Here is a 19,679-nt window from a genome sequence, read left to right as displayed (position 1 = left end):
AGTACTACTGCGCCTGATACGAGTGATTTGGCCGCCAGCACTTTAGATGCAAAGCTACCTTATAGCGCTGATGAGCGCGTCGAATTGGGAGCGCCGCTAATAACACCTGAGGCCCAGAGCCCTAATAGTGCATCTGATAACCGTACGCCTACTGGCGTAGATAATAAAACTGCGCCAAGCGTCGCTGCAACCCCTATGCCGACGATGCCTTTGCAAGAGCAGCTTGGCAGCGCTGATAAGTCATCTCAAGCACAGCCTGCACAAGTGAGTCAATCCTCGTCAGCGCCTGTGCCAGAGCAAGAGCAGGAGCAAGAAGAGCCGCAAGGTCGCCAAAAGGGTAGCTGGTTTAATCGGATGAAATCGGGTCTTAGTAAGTCGCGAAAGAATCTTGCTGAAGGTATGGTAAGTATCTTAATTGGTGGTAAAGAGATTGATGATGAGCTGTTAGAGGAGGTTGAAGATCAGCTATTGGTCGCTGATATTGGCGTCAATGCCACTACGCGTATCATCAAAAGCTTGACTGAGCAGACCGCTCGTGGTGATTTGATTTACTCGCACTCACTCTATAAGGCTTTGCAGGCAGAATTGGTAGAAATCCTTGCGCCGAAAGTTGCGCCGCTGATTATTGATACTAGCAAAAAGCCCTTTGTTATCTTGGTCGTTGGTGTTAATGGTGTGGGTAAAACGACGACTATTGGCAAGCTGGCTAAGCGCTTACAAGGTGAAGGCAAATCAGTCATGCTCGCAGCAGGCGATACGTTTCGCGCCGCTGCCACCGAGCAGTTACAGATTTGGGGCGAGCGTAATAACATTCCTGTCGTCGCGCAAGGTCACGGCTCTGATAGTGCCTCAGTGATTTTTGATGCCATGCAATCTGCCAAAGCCAAAAACATAGATGTATTAATAGCCGATACCGCTGGACGCCTGCAAAACAAAACTCATCTGATGAGCGAGCTTGAAAAAGTGGTGCGCGTTATGCGTAAAGCCGATGAGACTGCGCCGCATGAAGGTATGATCGTACTCGATGCGGGCACAGGACAAAACGCTATTAACCAAGTTGAGCTGTTCAATAAGGTCGTGCCATTGACAGGCATTACCATTACCAAACTAGATGGTACCGCAAAGGGCGGGGTCGTGTTCAATATCGCTGAGACCTCAAATGTGCCGATTCGCTATATCGGCGTTGGCGAGTCTATCGATGATTTGCGTGCCTTTAGCCCCAAACAGTTCGTGGCTGCTCTATTTGAGACCGATGATAAAGAGTAGTCGCTAATAGCTAGAGTTTGGCCGCGATATTTTATGTTAAGGAATGACGATGATAGTAACCACGACGAATTTGCAGACTTACATCTTAGTGCTTATGGTCAATGAGAATGATGAGCACTCAGCCAAGCAAAATGAGCCAAAGCTTGCCGAAATGAGTTGGCTGTCCAAAGACGAGTGGTGGACAGACTCAAAATCATTTGCCAAACTCAAAAAGCATTATCAGCTCACTGATAATGACTTCAAGTTCATAGAAAAAAATAGTTTAAACCCAGAGGATCCCGCCCAAGCGCTATTGTTAGAGGCAATCATTCAAGTTGATGAATATGCACAAGAGCAGAGAAAACAGTTTGATTTGCCGTTAGATTTGTCTTTAGGAACGCCCTTTCAACAGCAGGTATGGCGAGCCCTTCAGGATATCGGATTTGGCGAGACGATAAGCTATGCTACATTGGCAGAGCGCATTGGCAACCCTAAAGCTTGCCGCGCGGTCGCCAACGCTAATAGCAAAAACCCCTTTAGCCTTATTATCCCCTGTCACAGAGTCATTGGCAGTGATGGCAAACTAGCAGGTTATACGGGCGGTGTGGATAAAAAAGAGTATCTACTCGCGCTTGAGGGCGTTAAATGTAGAAACTAATCGTACAGCTGGCTTGTGATATTTTATTATCAGGCAAGCAAATAAAAAGCCAAATCTATAATAGATTTGGCTTTTTGAGTTTTTATTAGGTGTAGGCTACTCTTCAAGCTGCGCCATGACCTCAGCTGAAAAATTGACATTGCTATAGACGTCTTGCACATCATCGATATCCTCTAACATATCAATCATTTTCATAACCTTTTGCGCGTCATCAACATTGGTGATATCGGCGCTGGTTGCAGGTGACATAGTGACCTCCGCATTATCAGAGGTTAGACCTGCTGCATTAAGCGCGTCTTTGACTTGACCGAAGTTCTCCCACTCGGTGATGACCAGTAAGCTCTCGCCATCGTTTTCGATATCGAGCGCGCCGGCGTCTAAGGCTACAAGCATCACTTCATCTTCTAAGCTCACATCATCAAAAGTGATTTCACCGCGTTTGGTAAATAGATAAGCCACTGACCCTGACGTACCCAAGTTACCATCGAATTTGGTAAAAGCATGACGCACTTCGCTGACTGTACGGTTGAGGTTATCAGTCATCGTCTCAACCAGTACTGCGACGCCACCGACGCCATAGCCTTCATAGCTGACTTCTTCCATATTCTCATTATCACCGCCGCCAGTACCACGATCTACCGCGCGATTGATAGTGTCTCGGGTCATATTGACCGATAGACCTTTTTCGATAGCGGCGCGCAGACGTGGATTTTTGTCGGGATCAGGGTCGCCTTGCTTGGCGGCTGAGACGATCTCGCGGATGACTTTGGTGAATATTTTACCTCTTACCGCATCTTGACGCGCTTTTCGGTGTTTGATGTTTGCCCACTTTGAATGACCTGCCATACTCTATCCTCAAGTTTTGCTTTGTCTTATTTACGCTTATCCTACTTATCGTCAAGGCGTCTTGGGTCTTAGCCTGTCGTGAGTAGCCTTGCAATTTATATATTGTTAGCCGCCGTTTTTTGCTACACTGTGGCTCAATCAGTATCGTAATACATGCCAGTATGATAACTGATAGGTATTATAAACTACTAAAGCTTACTTGTACTACTAGGAGCTGTCCTAGACTTTTACCGCCATTTGCTAACTTCAAACCCTCCATTCAATGAACTTACCGATTCTATGAAGCAAAAAAGCGCTGAAGCCCTGACTCACTTACGTAACCGCATTCATATCATTATTGAAGGCACAGACACGCGTCTGGGTAAGTTTTTTGATATCGTACTACTGATTGCGATTTTGACTAGTGTGGGCGTGGTCATGCTTGACAGCGTCTTGTATATGCGTTTGCAATACGGCAAAATCTTCTTTTATGCTGAATGGTTTTTTACCATTTTATTTACGCTTGAATATCTCTTACGACTATTTTCAGCGCCCAATCGCCTGCGCTATGTCTTTAGTTTTTTTGGAATAGTGGATTTATTATCGATATTGCCGAGTTATCTAAGCTTAGTTTTCGGCGGCGTGCAGTACCTAATTGTCATTCGTATTTTGCGTATTCTACGAGTATTTCGAGTCCTTAAACTCAAGGCTTATATGCAGCAAGCTGGGTTTTTGGCGTCAGCGCTTAAGACAAGCCAGCAAAAAATCACCGTGTTTTTCTTATCGCTAGTTTTACTAGTGACTATCTTTGGCTCTATTGTTTATGTAGTGGAGGGGCCTGAGAATGGCTTTACCAGTATTCCGCTTTCAATCTATTGGGCCGTTGTGACTGTCACAACCACAGGTTATGGCGACATGTCACCCAAAACACCCATTGGGCAGGCAATTGCATCGATGGTGATGATCACAGGTTATGCGATTATTGCTGTACCTACAGGGATATTTACCGCAGAGCTGGCTCGTAATATGCGCCCGCAGCTCAATCCTATCTCTTGTCCTAACTGCGGCAAATTTGGTCACGCAGTTGGGGCAACCTTTTGTGATCGCTGCGGACATGCATTGCACATATAGTGAGTTCAATATAACAGCGGGACTGGGATGCTTTTTTTAAAACATAGGTTGCGCAGCATCGAGCAGCGTAGGCACAGCACGCAAGAAAAATTTATACCAGTTCCGCGTTTAAATATAATGCATCTATTTTATTTAAAAGCGACTACATAGCAGCGATTAATTAAGACGCACTGATAAGCAAAGTTTAAGGGTTTAAAATAAAGGGGCTATATAATCCTCTTATTTGCCAGTCACTTCTAAATATTCCTCCACCAATGGCGATAAGTCTATCTCAACGCCCAAATTGACCAGATTCCAATACTGTCCTGATACGGTTCGATCAAGCATCATCGTCGTTGCAGAAGGCTGAAACTGACCGAAGTATTTGAGTGATGAGCGCATCTGCGTAATGGCTTCATGATGCACTTGGCTGTCAGCGAAATCAAACTTACCGATATGATAAGGCGCTACGGATAGAGGTTTAAGACCGATCTCAAGCCAATTTTGATAAAACTCGCCTGGCACAATTTTGTCATCAACTTTGCGAATATCAAGAGCGATTAAATCTTGCTCAAGGGCAGTGACATCACCGCGAATGGCATGACGAGCGAAGCGTTTAAACAGCTGCACCTCACTATCACTATAGCTGCGAATACCGCCAAAATCGTAAGCGACGACGCTGCCATCAGCGCGAAAAGCAAAGTTACCAGGATGCGGATCGCAATGCATACGGTACAAGGAAAACAGCTGCCCTGCACTAAAGTGAAACAAGCGCGTAGCAATTTTTTGCTTAATGTCGTTGTCCCAAGTCGCAGCGACGCTTAGTGTCTCGCCCATCTCTTCGGTCAAAGTCAAAATACGCTTCGTTGAGTGGCTAGCGATGACCTTTGGAATAATCAATCCCTCATCATCTGAGTGAAACGCGCCGAATACACGTAAGTTGTTCGCCTCTTTGATGTAATCAAGCTCATCGTGTAAGCTTTTACGAATCTCATCAAACAATTGCTCTTGCAATTCGCGGCTCATATTGAGCACGCCTGCGATTTTAAGTGCCATACGCACCTGCTTAAGATCGCTATCGCAGTTCTCATCGACACCTGGATATTGAACCTTTACCACAACCCTTTGATTTGACGGCAAGACCGCTTTGTGTACTTGCCCGATGGAGGCTGCGGCAAATGGCGTTTCTTCAAATTCAGCAAATAGCTCACTAATAGGGGCTTTGAGTTCACGCTCAACCTGAGATTTGATCTGCGCAAAAGGCATAGCGGGCGCGTCTTTTTGTAATTTTTCTAACGCGGTTGCCACCTCAGGCGGGAACACATCTTTATATTGTGAGGCGATCTGTCCCACTTTCATAACTGCACCTTTCATCTCACCGAGCGTTTCAGCGATCTGAATGCCGACATCTTGCATCAGCTCAGAGCGCGCTTGCAAGCGCTTCTCTTCGTCACTTGAGAGATGTTTAAATGAGTTTTTGGCCGCTTTGCCCGCAATGCTAGCGGTCATGCCAGCGAGTTTCATAAAGCGCTTTGAGGACGTTTGTGCCATTCATATCACCTTGATCATGCTAGTGGTTGATTTGTAGTGTTTAATCCTTGATCGTTTCGTCGATCCTACTCACTAGATAGTGTCAGTGCGCGATATTTAAAGAGTAGGTATGTGTTAACCAGTAATTAAGCGCCATGTCATAGCCAGACGCGCCAAGACCACAAATCACGCCGACAGCGACGTCACTAAAGTAGGAGTGCTGACGAAATGCCTCGCGCTGATGCACGTTAGACAAATGCACTTCAATAAAGGGTTTTTGTGTGGCAAGTAGCGCATCTCGTAGGGCAACTGAGGTGTGAGTAAAAGCGGCAGGATTGATGATGATAGCATCAACTTGTGCAGAGGTTTGGGCCAGCAAGCCGTAATGCTGAATACTATCGACAAGTTCACCCTCAATATTGGACTGAATGCAGATAAGCTCAATATCATATTTAGTAGCAAACGCAGTAAGTCGCGCTTCAATGTCAGCAAGAGTGGTATGCCCGTAGATTTCAGGCTCACGCTTACCTAATAAATTAAGATTAACGCCATTGACGAGTAATATCTTGCGGGTAAGTGAGCTATCGTTATGATTATTTGAGATAAAAGGGCTTGAAGAACTAGTTGAGCTGCTCATAAGGGTCTCTATGCATATGCAAAAGTTGGAATACAGAGTCGAATATATTCTAAGCGTTTTATGATAGCAATTTATTTTCAATAAAAAGCTATTAGCACAGTAAAACTGCGATGAAAAGTCTTTATGTTACCAAAAACCCGTGCTATGATATTTTTTGAATGGTTTGTATTGCAAGTTTGTTACATTTTGCCGAATTGGTCATTTTGAACTTCGTATATTAGCTATTCAAAACTCTAAGTCAGTAAGTGAATACCGTTTAATTTTTATTCTTAGACCCGTTTATATGCAATGGTGCAAAGGAATTTGGGGCTAAGCGCATTTTAGGATGTCAGGTTATGTCAGATCGTGAGCAAGGGACTGTTAAGTGGTTTAATGATGCAAAAGGCTTTGGTTTTATTCAGCGTGATGGTGGCGAAGATATTTTTGTCCATTTTCGCGCGATTCAAGGCGATGGTTATCGCTCGCTAAAAGACGGTGAAAAAGTTGAATTTAGCGTAGTTGAAGGCGATAAAGGCTTGCAAGCTGAAGACGTCAGAAAATTAGAAGAGTAATTAAGCTGCTTTTATACCTAGGTAGTACTGATATACTAAGTCAAGCTCGCTCCACTTGTAGCGCTATGATACGACAGCGTTTATAAGTTGCAGGTACGAGGCTTGGCTTTTTTTGTTTTTGATAAAGTGTCACAGCATAATAACAAGATTTAGGTCTACTAAAAGGATACTTTTTTGAGTCATTTTACCGCATTTACAGATCTGCCTTTATCAGAGCCAACCTTGCGCGCTGTGTCTGATTTGGGCTTCACCACCCTGACTGATATTCAAGCGCAGATTCTACCGCACACATTAGCCCATCAAGACGCTATCGGACAGGCGCAAACCGGCACTGGCAAGACGGCTACTTTTTTAATTACCATTATGGAGGCGCTGCTTAAACGTCCCTTTGCCACAGATGAAGAACAGTTCTTAGGTGAGCCGCGCGCCGTCGTCATGGCACCAACGCGTGAGCTTGCGCAGCAGATATTCGATGACTGCGTCGCACTGACCAAATACACGGACTTGCATAGCGTTTGTATCATGGGCGGCACCAACTACGACACGCAGCAGCACGAGCTTGAACGCCAGTATGTCGATGTGCTGATTGCAACGCCTGGTCGATTGATAGATCTTATGAACAAGGGCATGGTGTACTTAGATCGGGTTGAGGTGTTGGTGCTCGATGAAGCCGATCGCATGCTCGATATGGGCTTTATTCCTGATATCAAACGCCTAGTGGGTCGTATGCCGCCTAACACGGACCGTCAAAGTTTATTGTTTTCAGCGACATTTAATCAAGACGTGATGAATCTAGCTTATCGCTGGCTGCATGAGCCGCAGTTCGTTGAGATCGAGCCTGAGCACAAGACTAGTGAGCTGGTCGATCAGCACTTTTATTTATTGACCGAAGATCAAAAATTTCGAGCCTTGCAAGGTATCTTGAATGACAATGCAGTGGATAAAGTCATTATCTTTGCCAACCGTAAAGATCAGGTCAAACGCCTATATGACAAATTGCGTAAAGCTCATAAAGTCGTCATGCTATCAGGCGATGTCATCCAGCAAAAGCGCGAAAAGTACTTGCAGCGTTTTAAAGATGGGAACGCGTCGGTATTGGTCGCCACAGATGTGGCAGGGCGCGGCATTCATGTCAATGATATCAGCCATGTCATAAATTATACACTGCCTGATCAGCCCGATGACTACGTACACCGCATCGGCCGTACAGGACGCGCAGGACAGACTGGTATTAGCATTAGTTTTGTGAGCGAAGATGATGCGTTTAACTTGCCTGCATTGGAGAAGCATTTAGATACCAAGTTTAGCCTTGAGCAGTGGCAAGCGTCATAAGGAATAATGACAAGCCTTTAGCTATAACCATCAAAAAAGCCCCCAGATTTATTGGTCTGAGGGCTTTTTATTTTCAAAGAGACTTATTGGGCAGTGTGATCCAAGGTATCACTCATACTGTCTGTTTGATCCCTATCAGGCATCTCACGACTCCCCATCTCTGTATGAGTAGTGTCTAACATCTCGTGCATTTCATGGTTTTCGCTATTCATATGTTGCATATTGCCATCTGTCATCATAGCAGAGGGGCTACCGTGATTCATCTGAGCACCGCTATGCATACTCTTCATAATCATTGGAACAAAGACGACTGCTAGACCTGAGAGTATCATAATAAAGCCGTTAATTTGCCGCAGGCGCAAACGACCGATTTTATCTCGTAGCCAGCCTACGGTCTCATGCGTGGCAACGAGCATGGGCACAGTACCCAGACCAAAGACGAACATAAGCGCCGCCCCGCCTAAAGGATTGTGTGCAACCACAGCGATCAGTAGCGCGCCATAAACTAAGCCGCAAGGTAGATAGCCCCATAATAATCCTGCTGCCATAGCGCGCGGATAAGTATTGAGTGGAAACACTTTTTGACGGATAGGGCTTAGATACTGCCAAAAGCGCATACCGACGCGCTCAACCTTACTCAAAAATGGCGCGCCAAGCATAGTAACGCCCACAAATACGAGTACCAAGCCGAGCAAGATACGCGGCGTGCTATTACCTCTCATTAAGGGCTCTAAAACGGTTGTACCAATAAGACCTGCAATCAGACCTAAAATGGAGTAACTGATCAGGCGTCCAAAATGGTAAGTGGCAATGAGGCGTCTACGCTTAGCGGGGCTGACATCTTTCATCGATAAGCTAAAAGCGGCGACCAATCCACCACACATACCCAAGCAGTGCGGCGACCCCAAAAACCCCATCAAAAACGCGGCAACCAACAAGGCGGTAGTCATACTCAAACTCTCTTAATAAATTTCAACGCTCGTTTTAGTAGGTATCAAACCAAAATTTATAATGGTTATTTTTATGATTTAGGTGGGCTGCCAGCATCAGCATCGCTTTGACTTTGCATACCGTTTGCCTCATCGCTGCTAGCAGTATGTTTACTGGTCGTATTGTGGATATCATGACTTTGCGCAGGACGGTTATCCTTTACAGCATCATCTTCTCGAGCATAGTCATTGTGCACAAGGTCATGAGACTGTATGACTTGCCGGCGCTCTTGGCGATCCTCTAAAATAATGCGCTGCGAGGCGTTATCCAAATCCTCAAACTGATTGGATCGAACCGCGTAACGTACGGCCCAAATAGCCACGACGAACAGCATTAAGCTAAGTGGAATAAGTAAAAATATACTGAGCATGGCAAGTTTCTCTTAGTAGCGACTTCTTTTATTATACACTTATTGCAAGTATAAGAGCTGAAGTCAAGCAACGTGAATGTAGTTAATTCACTATAAAAACGATACAGCGAGATGAAAATTTATTTTTCGCAGCCTCTGTCGGCGTAGGCACAGCACGCAAGAAAAAAATTTTCATTAAGCGACTTGATAGTTATGTATCTAATTTATTTGAATTCAACTATACGAGGTGTTGCTATGAGATTAGTTTTATCGAGCTTGATGTCATCGAGCTTAGTGTCATCGAGCTTAGTATCATTCATAAGATTTTTTGGCATCGCCGCGCGGCGTGAGTAGCTGCTGAGTACTAATATCTTCAGCACGCCTACAGTCATCCATTTGCGGGCGTAGTAAATCTCGCAGATAAGCGGCGGTCTCGTACACCGCGCGCCTTGAATGACTTAAGTTCTGCGCAGGTTTCATCCAATCACGCCTGACGGGCAGTGGAGCATTAATAGGGGTGCTGTAGATACCATTTAAAGCGAACTGACGCCGAGATCGAGTCATATGATAGCTGTCTGTAATCAGGTACACGTGCCGCAGTGGCGTGCGTTTTGCGGTAAAGCGGGCATTTTCACAAGTATTCATACTCGCGTTTTCGCTTAACTGCTCAGAGATACCATGCTCAACCAGCCACTGATTCATCCAAGGCGCTTCAGCACCGCTCAAGATAATAGGCAAAGGCTTATCGTGATAAGCACCTGCAGCTGTGCGAATACGGTTGAGGCTATAATCGTTTAGGATAATATGATTGTTGATATCGTTTGTAAGGCCGCCTCCTAGTACCACATAAGCGCTTGGCGACATACTTTTATAATCGCTAGGAGTACTGGGCAAGGGTAGAGCATTTAAGACAAAAAGCATACCGCGTGAAAACAGTGGAGTAAATAAGCTGATAATGGTGAGAACAACTAATGTAGATCCAACCACAAAAGTGATATTAATAATGCGAAACAGTTTGATCATACGCTCAGCTGAGCGCAAATAATGTCGCCACAAACGCTTAGACCATAGAGGTTTGGGGTGTTTGTCAGAGCTTGGCTTTTTGGGCTTGAGCATGTTAGACATGACTATCTTGTCCGATAGATCCATCACTATTGACCCACACCGGCTCACGAGCAAGGGTAATCGCAAACTTCTCTTGCACAGTGCTAATTATGTGCTGCTGGGCGCAGGCAACATCCTCTTGCGTCGCTGTAAAAGCGGCGTGATTGGTCAATACCAAAGCTTGGTGTTTATGGGTCATAATAGGCGCAACGCCGCCACCTTTGAGTCCTGCTTGCTCAATGAGCCAGCCTGCGGCGACTTTAACCTCGTCATTAGGCAGGGTATAACCGACAATACTTGGATAAGTGGCTTGTAGCGATACAAATTGCTGCTGAGAAATAATAGGGTTCTGAAAAAAACTACCACAGTTTGGTAGCTGCTTGGGATCAGGAAGTTTTTGCGAGCGAATATCGATAATGGCGTGCATAACATCATTAGGGGTGAGGTCTGTACGTCCTTGCTGCTTGGCATAGTCTTGCGCGACGATTTGTACGTCGCCATAGCTGGCTTGCACGCAGCTTTTATCTAAATGCAGTCGAAAGATAACCCGAGTGATAAGCCAAGTATTGGGCGCACGCTTAAAGATACTATCTCGATAACCAAACTCACAGTCGCTTGCCGACAGCTGATGCCACGTTTTAGTGGGGATATGGTAGGCTTTGAGCGAATGTAGCGTATCCTCTAGCTGAACGCCGTAAGCACCAATATTTTGAACCGGAGCTGCACCAGTTAAACCAGGAATCAGGGCTAAGTTCTCAAGTCCATACCAGCCCCGCGCGACCGTATAAACGACCAACTCATGCCAGTTCTCGCCCGCCATAACCTCAATATCGATATGATCATCTGTTTGCTCAATCACCCTAATGCCGTGCATCAGCGGACGTAGTACAGTAACGTTGAGCCTGGCAGGCACAAGTACATTGCTACCCCCCGATAATACAAATACAGAGGCGCTATCTACTGTATTCATAAAGCTATCAAGCTGTGCCTCATCAGTAACAGTTACGACGCTTTTAGCCACACATGACAATGCCATAGTATTGGCGTGCGACAAATCATAATCTGATTGCAAAGAGATATTTTGAAAATTATCTGTACGTAGCGTTGAGGTCATAGCATGGCCTATAGATGAAGTAAATCAGCATAAAAAAAATAAAATCAGCCGTTATACTGCTTTCCAGCTCTCAATCCAAGCCTTTGAGCTCGACTCAATGCGCTCAATGACCTCTTCAAAAGCATTGCCATCTCCTTTGTAAGGATCAGGGACGCTATCACCGCCGTAGGTAGGATCTTCTTCGCTAAATAGTGCCAATTTGGCCAGAGATTCTTCGTTACTATTAGCGCCCAATAGCTCATCTTTTATGGCTTGAAGATCCGCTAAGTTTTGCGTATCCATCGCTAATATGAGATCAAAGTTATAAAAGTCCTCAGCGCTGACTTGACGGGCAACAAGTTTGCTGATGTTGTAGCCATGAGACTTAGCGTGACGCTGCGCGCGGATATCTGGCGCATGACCGATATGCCAATCTCCGGTACCTGCTGAATCAACTTTCATATTAAGACCAGCAATAGCCGCTTGCTGACGAAAGATCTCCTCAGCAGTTGGTGATCTACAGATGTTGCCAAGACAGACGAGAAGAACAGAAGAAGGGGTAGATGCTTTCATCAACATAACAAGACCTTTTGACAAAAAACAAGCCATTATCAGGGCAATTGGCCAGTTTTTAAAGAAGAGAAAAACAGCCGTCAGCCTAACGCTAAATCCAGCGAATGGCAAGCTTAGTCGCTGACATAAGGGTCACCTATTGTAAGGTGTTGTCTTAACCCTTAATACAAATTTTTTATGATTATTGCGCTCAAATATTAATCTTGATTATTGCGAAAGCGCTGCAAATCGCGCCGCTCTTTTTTACTTGGTTTATTATCAGGGCGGGCAAGATTGGCTAGTTTGCGCTGCTCGGTGTAATAGGCGCGTCGAGATATACTCTCATCGGTCTCCGAATAGAGTACTTCGGCGGCGGTGGCGTTGCCGCGCTGCGCCGTTAATGCTTCAACGATGACTGTCTTTTCGGTCATTGCGGTCGCAGAACCTTGACGAATCTGTAGCTCGTCACCAACGGCAATCTCTTTACTAGTCTTAACTCGGCTGCCAGCATAGTGCACTCGGCCACTCTCGATAGCTTCTTTAGCAAGGGTGCGCGTCCGATAAAACCGCGCCGCCCATAACCATTTGTCAATACGCATCCGTACTGCGTCTGGCTCGCTATGGCTAGGCTGATTGTGGTTTTTATTATGTTTACTCATCAAAACCTCATAAATATCAATAGACTATGATTATAAATGGTGGTTTTATTACAGATTAAAAGAGTGTTTTAGACGCATACTGCAATATATAGTGACCTATTGACTTGATAAAACAAGCGAACAAAATCAAATCACAAAAACGGCTCGTCATGACAAAAACAAGCCACTGAGTGTCTTATTGTGCTTACGAGTACTGACTAAATTGGCTATATGAAGTAAAGCGTGAGTTTTACTTTAAAAATAACTGATAACCGATATTGTCATTGAGCATCGTACAGTCGTAACCGATATCGAGCAAGGCGTCTTGTAATTGACGCGAGTTACCCATCGAGGCTTGCAAACCGACTAGTACGCGACCCTCTGCAGCGCCATGATTGCGATAATGAAACAAGGTGATATTAAAGTCATCGCCTAATTTTTCTAAAAAGGTCAATAGCGCACCTGGACGCTCAGGGAAAGTCACCTTTAATAAGGTCTCATTTTCGACGTGAGCGTGCCCACCAATCAGATGGCGAATATGCGATTTGGCGATATCGTCATCAGTTAAGTCATAAGCGGTATAACCATCAAAGGCAAGCTGATCGCTAATAGTTTGACGCTCTTTATCGCCCTCTTTTAGAGCGATTCCGACGAATATCGAGGCAGGATCCATCGAGTCGGGAGAGAGCTTGTTGTCGGCCCGGTAGTTGAATTCTGTAATGTTGCGACCATGCAAGCTGCGGCAGAAGTTTAAGAATGCGCCGGTCTGCTCAGGAATGGTAACCGCATAGATGGCTTCTTTTTTCTCACCGATTTCGGTACGCTCGGCGATATAGCGCAGGCGATCAAAGTTCATATTAGCGCCGCAGATGATGCCAACGCAGTTTTTGCCTTGCAAATTGTGCGCTTTGATGTATTTTTTCATACCAGCAACCGACAGTGCACCTGCAGGCTCCACGATACTGCGGTTTTCTTCAAAGACATCCTTAATCGCCGCGCAAACCTCGTCGTTGGTGCACGTAATGACCTCTGGCTCAACGATTGGCCCTTGGCCGTTGCTTTTTTGGGTACGGATTACTTCAAAAGGAAATTCACCGATTTGGGCTACAGCGACCCCGTCGACAAACAGCCCAACTTGCTCAAGCTTGACGCGCTCGCCTGCTTCTAGCGCCGCTTTTAGACATGCAGACTGTGCCGACTCTACAGCGACAACTTTGACATGAGGAGCGACCTCTCCCAAAAAAGCGGCAACTCCTGATATCAGACCGCCGCCGCCTACCGCCACAAAGACGTAGTCCATATTGCGCCACTGCTGAGTCAGCTCAAGTCCAATCGTGCCTTGACCTGCAATAACCATCTCATCATCATAAGGCGGGATAAAGGTCAAACCTTCGCTCTTAGCGCGATTGATCGCATAGCGGTTAGCCTCATCAAAACTGTCGCCATATAAGTCGACGTTACCGCCCAAAGCTTTGACTGCAGCGACTTTAATATCGGGTGTGGTGGTCGGCATGACAATGATGTTATTAAGATTTAGCGTGCGCGCAGAGTAAGCCACGCCTTGGGCGTGGTTACCTGCTGAAGCGCAAATGACGCCGCGAGCTTTTTGCTCGTCGGATAGCTGACTAATGCGGTTATATGCGCCACGCAGTTTAAAGGAAAATACGGGTTGTAAGTCTTCGCGTTTGAAGCGAATGTCATTATCAAAACGCTGGGTCAGCTTGGGGGCTGATTCGAGAGGGGTTTGAATGGCGACGTCATAGACAGTGGCTTGCAAAATGGCGCGTACCCAGCGTGATAACATAATAACTTCCTAAATTAGAGCAAAAAAGAAATAGATTAGCCTATGCTGATTTTGAGTAGGTTGCAAGGTGCAATTTTATTTTTTGCAGTGATTTATGTCTAATGCTGGACAGTCCTTGGCGTTTTATAGCTGCTGTCTGCCGTTGCTGTTAAAGATACGTGTTTTCGATACTGGCTAATTCTGTTACAGATTGACATGATATAGATAAAGCGTCTTGAATTATTTTGATATGTCTGTATTATTGGACATATGGAAATAACTAACGCTATCGCAAGCTTCGCTGCGCTCTCTCAAGATACTCGTCTTAAAGCCTTTAGGCTACTTGTCAGTCAGGAGCCTGACGGCCTGCCTGCGGGTGAAATAGCTCGTCAGCTGTCTGTACCACATAACACTATGTCCGCGCATCTATCGGTGCTGGCACGAGCAGGGTGGGTAGTGTCAAAACGCCAAAGTCGGCAAATAATCTATCGCGCCTCGCTTACGCATATGGAGGCGGTCGTGCAGTTTTTATTGCAAGACTGCTGTGCGGGACATCCAGAGCTGTGTGCTTCGCTGATGGACAGTTTGAGCGGATGTGAGACTGCCAAATCTAATAAACAAGACAGTTTTTAGGACAAGCGCTAAGCTAAGCAGCTAGCTACTTTAATAAACATCTTTTTAATAACTATAGTCGATTCTAAATAAAACAGATACATTATATGTCAACGTGGAACTGGGATGAATTTTACGCAGCCTCTGTCTGCGCAGGCACAGCACGCCAGAAAAATTTATACCAGTTCCACTGTATCGTTTTTATGCTGAATTCTCTATAGATTCAAAAAATAGGTGAAATCGCTATGAAACCATTAATTTTTCATAATCCAAACTGCGGTACCTCTCGCAATACGCTTGCCATCATGAAGGCATCAGGTGAGCAGCCAGAAGTGGTGGAGTATCTAAAAAACCCGCCGAGCCGTGATGAGTTAGTTGAGCTATTGGCAAAGATGGATATCTCGCCAAGAGAGCTGTTACGCAGCAAAGAAGCCATCAATGATGAGCTGGGCTTAGACAATCCTGAGTTGTCTGATGACCATATTATCGATGCAATGATTGCCTATCCTATCTTAATCAATCGTCCTATCGTGGTCACGGATAAGGGCGCAGCGTTATGCCGACCATCAGAGCGGGTGTTTGAATTGTTAGAAAATCCAGTGAGCAGCTTTACTAAAGAAGACGGCGAGACGATTTATCATGACAACAGCCAATAAAAATCAGCCTCACGCAGAGGATTCATTGAAGCTAGATGACTTGCCCAATATTGATGCCAGTCAATTACAACCGATAGATATTGAGTCGCTGATTGCCCCAAATGACCCACGTCATCCGCCAAAGATACTGGTGCTATACGGGTCGTTACGTGAGCGCTCGTTTTCGCGGCTGGCGGCTGAGGAAGCAAGTCGGCTGCTACGTTGGTATGGCTGCGAGGTGCAGATGTTTAATCCGTCAGGGTTGCCGCTGCCTGATGACGCTGATAGCGATCACCCAAAGGTGCAAGAGCTGCGCGAGCTGGCGCAGTGGTCAGAGGGTATGCTGTGGGTGAGTCCAGAGCGTCATGGCAGTATCACCAGCATTATGAAAGCACAAATCGATTGGATACCACTCGCACTGGGCGGCGTACGTCCAACCCAAGGCAAAACCTTAGCAGTGATGCAAGTGAGCGGTGGCAGTCAAAGCTTTAATACCGTCAATCAGCTGCGCATTCTGGGGCGCTGGATGCGCATGATTACTATCCCGAATCAATCGTCTATCCCTAAGGCCTTTTTAGAATTCAATGATGACAATCGCATGGATATGTCGCCTTTATATCTGCGCCTTGTCGATGTCTGTGAAGAGTTGGTAAAGTTTACATGGCTGACTCGTGGACGTTCAGCCTATCTGACTGATAGATACTCTGAACGGGTGGAAAGTGCTGAAGCAGTGTCGCAACGTGTCAATCAAAAGTCGCTGTAATATCTCCTAGTTATAATCAACACGCTGTAAATAAGGTTGCTCCATGCTCGCATTAACTATCTTTATCGTGACTTTGGTTTTGGTGATATGGCAGCCTAAAGGCTTGGGTATTGGTTGGAGCGCGCTGGGTGGGGCTTTAATCGCCTTAGCTTTTGGCGTGGTGCAGTTATCCGATGTCGGTATTGTATGGGACATCGTTTGGGATGCGACTTTTACCTTCGTGGCGCTAATTATCATCTCGCTGATCTTAGATAGAGCGGGATTTTTTGGTTGGGCGGCGCTACATGTGGCGAGACTTGGCAATGGGCAGGGACGGTTGTTGTTTCCCATGATTGTGATATTGGGCGCGTTTATCTCCGCGTTTTTTGCCAATGATGGCGCTGCATTACTTCTAACACCGATTGTCATCGCTATCTTACTCCGGCTTAAGTTTTCGCCGCCATCGGCATTGGCTTTTATCATCGCCACGGGCTTTATCGCTGATACTGCCAGTCTGCCGTTAGTGACTTCTAATCTGGTCAATATCGTCAGCGCCAATTATTTTGGCATTGGTTTTGGACGTTATGCGGCGGTCATGGTGCCGGTAAATATTGTCTCTGTTATCGCGACATTAGCAGTGCTGTGGGTGGTCTATGCCCGCCAAATCCCAAAACACTATTCCATTGCCAATCTTAGCGCGCCTGCATCCGCTATCGAAGATCCGTTGGTTTTTAAAGCCGCTTTTCCGCTACTAGCATTGTTATTGGTTGCTTATTTTGCGACTGAATCACTAGGTATTCCTATTTCCCTCGTCACTGGCGCTGCTGCGCTGGTGCTGATGGTTATTGCAGGTCGCTGGTGGCAAGGTGGTCGAGATGCCGTTGTTTCGGTGTCTGATGTCGTACGTAACGCGCCTTGGCAAATTGTCTTGTTTTCTGTGGGTATGTATTTGGTGGTGTATGGCTTGGGTAACGCAGGACTGACGGCTTATGGTGCCCAAATACTAAATTGGTTAGGGCAGCAGGGCAATATTATCGCGACAGTAGGGACGGGATTCCTTTCAGCAATCGTGGCTTCTATCATGAATAATATGCCATCTACCTTAGTAGGTGCATTGGCTATTGATAGCGCGCAAGTACCCGCAGCGACTCGCGAGCTGATGATTTATGCTAATGTGATTGGCAATGATTTGGGACCGAAGTTTACGCCCATCGGTAGCCTTGCGACCTTGTTATGGCTACATGTCTTAGCAGAGAAGGACTATAAAATCAGCTGGGGGCAGTATATGAAAATCGGGCTGCTCATCACGCCGCCAGTATTATTAGCCACGCTGTTAGCCTTGGTGTTTTGGTTGCCGATGCTACCGAGTTATTAAGAAAATAGTGAGAAGCTATTTATAAGTCATTTAAAGGATATCAGTTACGGTTAGAATACCTCATTATTAGAATTGGTTTTACGCTGACATGTATCAAAGTCATCAGTTATAATAGCCGCATTTTACCTTTTTTAGCTTTTAATTTTTTAGACGTTACGTTTATTCTGCCAAGGATTTATGATGAGTGATCAGCACGCACAAAAACAAGCCGCAGCCCGCGCGGCGCTAAGTTATATCGAAGATAATATGATACTTGGCGTAGGGACAGGCAGTACGGTGAACTGTTTGATTGAGCTATTGCCGCAGGTCAAGCTTGCTGGCGCGGTGGCCAGCTCGCAGGTCACTGAAGACAAGCTCAGAGCATTGGGCATCGAGATTGTTGATTTAAACTTTGCAGGCACACTTGATGTCTATATCGATGGTGCTGATGAAGTAAACTCGCATCTGCAACTCATAAAAGGCGGCGGCGGAGCGCTGACACGCGAAAAAATCGTCGCTGCAGCGTCCAACAAATTTGTCTGTATGGTCGATGCCAGCAAAAGCGTTGATATCTTAGGCCGCGCATTCCCAGTCCCAATCGAAGTATTACCACAGGCACGCTCCTACGTTGCTCGGCAGTTGGCTCGTCTAGGCGGTGAACCTGTTTATCGTGATGACTTTGTTACCGATTATGGTAATGTGATTTTAGATACCTATGATTTGGATGTCAGCAATCCGGTAGCGCTTGAGAAAGAGTTGAACAATATTGTGGGTGTGGTTTGTAATGGTATCTTCGCCGCTAACCAAGCTGATATTCTCCTAAAAGCGAGTAGTAATGGCGTTGAGACTTTAAAACGTTAGAATTTTAAGAAGCAGTATACATTTTTCGCTTTACTAAAAAAGGCAGACTACCATAAGTAATCTGCCTTTTTGCTGTCCGCTGTAACGCATAAAACTAAGAAAGTAGTTTAATCTTATCTTTAAGTAAAAACTCCATCAATGCCTTTTGTGCATGCAAGCGGTTTTCAGCCTCATCCCATACTACTGAGCGTGGATCATCTAGCATATCGTACGATATCTCCTCACCGCGATGGGCCGGCAAGCAGTGCATAAAGATGACATCAGGGTCAGCTTTGTCAAGCAGTGACGGCGTGACTTGATAAGGCGCAAAACGGCGCGCGCGGGTGTTTTGCTCAGACTCTTGACCCATGCTTGCCCAGACATCAGTGACAATAAGGTTGGAGTCTTTGGCAGCGTCTTGCACGTTTTCGACTAAGCTTACGCAGTGCGAAAAACGTTTCATCAGATCGGTGTCAGGCTCAAAGCCATAAGGCGCGGCAACGCGTAGCTCAAAGCCGAACTGATTCGCCGCTTGCATAAAGGAGGCGCACATATTATTGCCGTCGCCAACCCAAGTGACGATTTTGTTCTCGATACTACCGCGATGCTCATAAAAGGTTTGCATGTCGGCGAGCAATTGGCAGGGATGAAAGTCATCGGTCAACGCGTTAATGATAGGAACGCTTGAATACTCAGCAAAGGTCTCAACCTTTTGGTGACCAAAGGTACGTATCATAATAATATCGACCATACTTGAGATGACGCGCGCTGAGTCCTCTAACGGTTCGCCGCGACCCAGCTGAGTGTCATTGGGTGACAAAAATATCGCACTACCACCAAACTGTCCCATACCCGTCTCAAAAGAGATACGGGTGCGGGTCGATGATTTTTCAAATATCATGCCAAGCGTACGACCCACAAAAGGCTGATAAATCTCACCGGCATGCTGCATTTTGCGCAGCTCGCTGGCACGTTTGATAAGGTCTTGGAGTTCGGTACGGGTTAGATCAGACAAGGTCAAAAAATGGCGCAAACTCATAGCAATCCTAGCAAGTCAAAAAAACGTTATCCGCCCTCAATCCTGTCGCATAAACGAGTA

General features: G+C 45.8%; 21 protein-coding genes. 10 read left to right on the top strand and 11 right to left on the bottom strand.

Annotated features, from left to right (window positions below; translation table 11 throughout):
- The first annotated feature begins 195 nt into the window (after nucleotides 1-195).
- Together ftsY and ACR64J_RS06740 are read left to right on the top strand one after the other, a co-directional pair.
- A complete protein-coding gene (ftsY, locus tag ACR64J_RS06745; RefSeq protein ID WP_317199036.1) occupies nucleotides 196-1,266 on the top strand; it encodes a signal recognition particle-docking protein FtsY in 1,071 nt (356 codons plus the stop codon).
- A gap of 49 nt (nucleotides 1,267-1,315) precedes the next feature.
- Nucleotides 1,316-1,903: a methylated-DNA--[protein]-cysteine S-methyltransferase gene (locus tag ACR64J_RS06740; protein ID WP_317198860.1), complete on the top strand. Its 588-nt coding sequence runs from the start codon at nucleotides 1,316-1,318 to the stop codon at nucleotides 1,901-1,903.
- Nucleotides 1,904-1,999: 96 nt separating this feature from the next.
- On the opposite strand, the gene ACR64J_RS06735 is transcribed toward ACR64J_RS06740, so the two are convergent.
- Nucleotides 2,000-2,749: a YebC/PmpR family DNA-binding transcriptional regulator gene (locus ACR64J_RS06735; RefSeq protein WP_317198859.1), complete on the bottom strand. Its 750-nt coding sequence runs from the start codon at nucleotides 2,747-2,749 to the stop codon at nucleotides 2,000-2,002.
- Nucleotides 2,750-3,028: 279 nt separating this feature from the next.
- Here ACR64J_RS06735 and ACR64J_RS06730 point away from each other — a divergent pair, with 279 nt between their 5' ends.
- Nucleotides 3,029-3,859: an ion transporter gene (locus ACR64J_RS06730; protein WP_317198858.1), complete on the top strand. Its 831-nt coding sequence runs from the start codon at nucleotides 3,029-3,031 to the stop codon at nucleotides 3,857-3,859.
- Nucleotides 3,860-4,078: 219 nt separating this feature from the next.
- Here the strand turns inward: ACR64J_RS06730 and ACR64J_RS06725 are convergent, their stop codons facing one another.
- Together ACR64J_RS06725 and aroQ are read right to left on the bottom strand one after the other, a co-directional pair.
- Nucleotides 4,079-5,389 (bottom strand): ABC1 kinase family protein, encoded by a 1,311-nt coding sequence (locus ACR64J_RS06725; protein ID WP_435948963.1) that lies wholly within the window; start codon nucleotides 5,387-5,389, stop codon nucleotides 4,079-4,081.
- An 82-nt stretch (nucleotides 5,390-5,471) separates the two neighbouring features.
- Nucleotides 5,472-6,005: a type II 3-dehydroquinate dehydratase gene (gene aroQ / locus ACR64J_RS06720; RefSeq protein WP_317198856.1), complete on the bottom strand. Its 534-nt coding sequence runs from the start codon at nucleotides 6,003-6,005 to the stop codon at nucleotides 5,472-5,474.
- Nucleotides 6,006-6,340: 335 nt separating this feature from the next.
- Here aroQ and ACR64J_RS06715 point away from each other — a divergent pair, with 335 nt between their 5' ends.
- Both ACR64J_RS06715 and ACR64J_RS06710 read left to right on the top strand, forming a co-directional pair.
- The gene (locus ACR64J_RS06715; protein WP_435948962.1) at nucleotides 6,341-6,556 is read left to right on the top strand and encodes a cold-shock protein; all 216 of its coding nucleotides are present in this window, start codon (nucleotides 6,341-6,343) and stop codon (nucleotides 6,554-6,556) included.
- 174 nt (nucleotides 6,557-6,730) lie between these two features.
- Nucleotides 6,731-7,888, top strand: coding sequence for a DEAD/DEAH box helicase (locus ACR64J_RS06710; protein WP_317198854.1), 1,158 nt, complete (start codon nucleotides 6,731-6,733; stop codon nucleotides 7,886-7,888).
- Between the two features lie 83 nt (nucleotides 7,889-7,971).
- Here the strand turns inward: ACR64J_RS06710 and ACR64J_RS06705 are convergent, their stop codons facing one another.
- From ACR64J_RS06705 to ilvA, 7 genes are all read right to left on the bottom strand, one after another.
- A complete protein-coding gene (locus tag ACR64J_RS06705; protein WP_435948961.1) occupies nucleotides 7,972-8,838 on the bottom strand; it encodes a sulfite exporter TauE/SafE family protein in 867 nt (288 codons plus the stop codon).
- A gap of 71 nt (nucleotides 8,839-8,909) precedes the next feature.
- The gene (gene ccoS / locus ACR64J_RS06700) at nucleotides 8,910-9,248 is read right to left on the bottom strand and encodes a cbb3-type cytochrome oxidase assembly protein CcoS (protein ID WP_317198852.1); all 339 of its coding nucleotides are present in this window, start codon (nucleotides 9,246-9,248) and stop codon (nucleotides 8,910-8,912) included.
- A gap of 291 nt (nucleotides 9,249-9,539) precedes the next feature.
- A complete protein-coding gene (locus ACR64J_RS06695) occupies nucleotides 9,540-10,352 on the bottom strand; it encodes a YdcF family protein (protein WP_435948960.1) in 813 nt (270 codons plus the stop codon).
- Nucleotides 10,345-11,445 carry a UDP-N-acetylmuramate dehydrogenase gene (gene murB, locus ACR64J_RS06690; RefSeq protein WP_435948959.1) on the bottom strand — a complete coding sequence of 367 codons (1,101 nt, stop codon included), beginning with the start codon at nucleotides 11,443-11,445 and terminating at the stop codon, nucleotides 10,345-10,347. The genes ACR64J_RS06695 and murB overlap by 8 nt, the downstream gene beginning before the upstream one ends.
- A 51-nt stretch (nucleotides 11,446-11,496) precedes the next feature.
- Nucleotides 11,497-12,003, bottom strand: coding sequence for a low molecular weight protein-tyrosine-phosphatase (locus tag ACR64J_RS06685; protein WP_435948958.1), 507 nt, complete (start codon nucleotides 12,001-12,003; stop codon nucleotides 11,497-11,499).
- 191 nt (nucleotides 12,004-12,194) lie between these two features.
- Nucleotides 12,195-12,635: an RNA-binding S4 domain-containing protein gene (locus tag ACR64J_RS06680; RefSeq protein ID WP_435948957.1), complete on the bottom strand. Its 441-nt coding sequence runs from the start codon at nucleotides 12,633-12,635 to the stop codon at nucleotides 12,195-12,197.
- A gap of 229 nt (nucleotides 12,636-12,864) precedes the next feature.
- On the bottom strand, nucleotides 12,865-14,418 hold the full coding sequence (gene ilvA, locus ACR64J_RS06675) for a threonine ammonia-lyase, biosynthetic (RefSeq protein ID WP_435948956.1): 1,554 nt from the start codon (nucleotides 14,416-14,418) through the stop codon (nucleotides 12,865-12,867).
- A 249-nt stretch (nucleotides 14,419-14,667) separates the two neighbouring features.
- Here ilvA and ACR64J_RS06670 point away from each other — a divergent pair, with 249 nt between their 5' ends.
- From ACR64J_RS06670 to rpiA, 5 genes are all read left to right on the top strand, one after another.
- On the top strand, nucleotides 14,668-15,030 hold the full coding sequence (locus tag ACR64J_RS06670) for an ArsR/SmtB family transcription factor (RefSeq protein ID WP_435948955.1): 363 nt from the start codon (nucleotides 14,668-14,670) through the stop codon (nucleotides 15,028-15,030).
- 224 nt (nucleotides 15,031-15,254) lie between these two features.
- Nucleotides 15,255-15,665 (top strand): arsenate reductase (glutaredoxin), encoded by a 411-nt coding sequence (arsC, locus tag ACR64J_RS06665; protein ID WP_435948954.1) that lies wholly within the window; start codon nucleotides 15,255-15,257, stop codon nucleotides 15,663-15,665.
- Nucleotides 15,649-16,407, top strand: coding sequence for an arsenical resistance protein ArsH (gene arsH, locus ACR64J_RS06660; protein ID WP_435948953.1), 759 nt, complete (start codon nucleotides 15,649-15,651; stop codon nucleotides 16,405-16,407). Before arsC ends, arsH begins: the two co-directional genes overlap by 17 nt.
- A gap of 43 nt (nucleotides 16,408-16,450) precedes the next feature.
- On the top strand, nucleotides 16,451-17,761 hold the full coding sequence (locus ACR64J_RS06655) for an arsenic transporter (protein WP_435948952.1): 1,311 nt from the start codon (nucleotides 16,451-16,453) through the stop codon (nucleotides 17,759-17,761).
- Between the two features lie 180 nt (nucleotides 17,762-17,941).
- Nucleotides 17,942-18,601 carry a ribose-5-phosphate isomerase RpiA gene (rpiA, locus tag ACR64J_RS06650; RefSeq protein WP_435948951.1) on the top strand — a complete coding sequence of 220 codons (660 nt, stop codon included), beginning with the start codon at nucleotides 17,942-17,944 and terminating at the stop codon, nucleotides 18,599-18,601.
- A 94-nt stretch (nucleotides 18,602-18,695) separates the two neighbouring features.
- Here rpiA and argF read toward each other — a convergent pair whose 3' ends face one another.
- Nucleotides 18,696-19,619, bottom strand: coding sequence for an ornithine carbamoyltransferase (gene argF / locus ACR64J_RS06645; RefSeq protein WP_317198841.1), 924 nt, complete (start codon nucleotides 19,617-19,619; stop codon nucleotides 18,696-18,698).
- Between the last annotated feature and the right edge of the window lie 60 nt (nucleotides 19,620-19,679).

Origin of the sequence: Psychrobacter sp. DM8 (genome assembly GCF_051307025.1) — a bacterium.
In the GTDB taxonomy this organism is placed as follows: Bacteria; Pseudomonadota; Gammaproteobacteria; order Pseudomonadales; family Moraxellaceae; genus Psychrobacter.
This window is presented reverse-complemented; position numbering and strand designations above follow the sequence as displayed.

Coding starts and splice junctions, on each gene's coding strand:
- ftsY (WP_317199036.1), top strand. CDS start 196: ATGCCGACGATGCCTTTGCAAGAGCAGCTTGGCAGCGCTGATAAGTCA.
- ACR64J_RS06740 (WP_317198860.1), top strand. CDS start 1,316: ATGATAGTAACCACGACGAATTTGCAGACTTACATCTTAGTGCTTATG.
- ACR64J_RS06735 (WP_317198859.1), bottom strand. CDS start 2,749: ATGGCAGGTCATTCAAAGTGGGCAAACATCAAACACCGAAAAGCGCGT.
- ACR64J_RS06730 (WP_317198858.1), top strand. CDS start 3,029: ATGAAGCAAAAAAGCGCTGAAGCCCTGACTCACTTACGTAACCGCATT.
- ACR64J_RS06725 (WP_435948963.1), bottom strand. CDS start 5,389: ATGGCACAAACGTCCTCAAAGCGCTTTATGAAACTCGCTGGCATGACC.
- aroQ (WP_317198856.1), bottom strand. CDS start 6,005: ATGAGCAGCTCAACTAGTTCTTCAAGCCCTTTTATCTCAAATAATCAT.
- ACR64J_RS06715 (WP_435948962.1), top strand. CDS start 6,341: ATGTCAGATCGTGAGCAAGGGACTGTTAAGTGGTTTAATGATGCAAAA.
- ACR64J_RS06705 (WP_435948961.1), bottom strand. CDS start 8,838: ATGACTACCGCCTTGTTGGTTGCCGCGTTTTTGATGGGGTTTTTGGGG.
- ccoS (WP_317198852.1), bottom strand. CDS start 9,248: ATGCTCAGTATATTTTTACTTATTCCACTTAGCTTAATGCTGTTCGTC.
- ACR64J_RS06695 (WP_435948960.1), bottom strand. CDS start 10,352: ATGTCTAACATGCTCAAGCCCAAAAAGCCAAGCTCTGACAAACACCCC.
- murB (WP_435948959.1), bottom strand. CDS start 11,445: ATGACCTCAACGCTACGTACAGATAATTTTCAAAATATCTCTTTGCAA.
- ACR64J_RS06685 (WP_435948958.1), bottom strand. CDS start 12,003: ATGTTGATGAAAGCATCTACCCCTTCTTCTGTTCTTCTCGTCTGTCTT.
- ACR64J_RS06680 (WP_435948957.1), bottom strand. CDS start 12,635: ATGAGTAAACATAATAAAAACCACAATCAGCCTAGCCATAGCGAGCCA.
- ilvA (WP_435948956.1), bottom strand. CDS start 14,418: ATGTTATCACGCTGGGTACGCGCCATTTTGCAAGCCACTGTCTATGAC.
- ACR64J_RS06670 (WP_435948955.1), top strand. CDS start 14,668: ATGGAAATAACTAACGCTATCGCAAGCTTCGCTGCGCTCTCTCAAGAT.
- arsC (WP_435948954.1), top strand. CDS start 15,255: ATGAAACCATTAATTTTTCATAATCCAAACTGCGGTACCTCTCGCAAT.
- arsH (WP_435948953.1), top strand. CDS start 15,649: ATGACAACAGCCAATAAAAATCAGCCTCACGCAGAGGATTCATTGAAG.
- ACR64J_RS06655 (WP_435948952.1), top strand. CDS start 16,451: ATGCTCGCATTAACTATCTTTATCGTGACTTTGGTTTTGGTGATATGG.
- rpiA (WP_435948951.1), top strand. CDS start 17,942: ATGAGTGATCAGCACGCACAAAAACAAGCCGCAGCCCGCGCGGCGCTA.
- argF (WP_317198841.1), bottom strand. CDS start 19,619: ATGAGTTTGCGCCATTTTTTGACCTTGTCTGATCTAACCCGTACCGAA.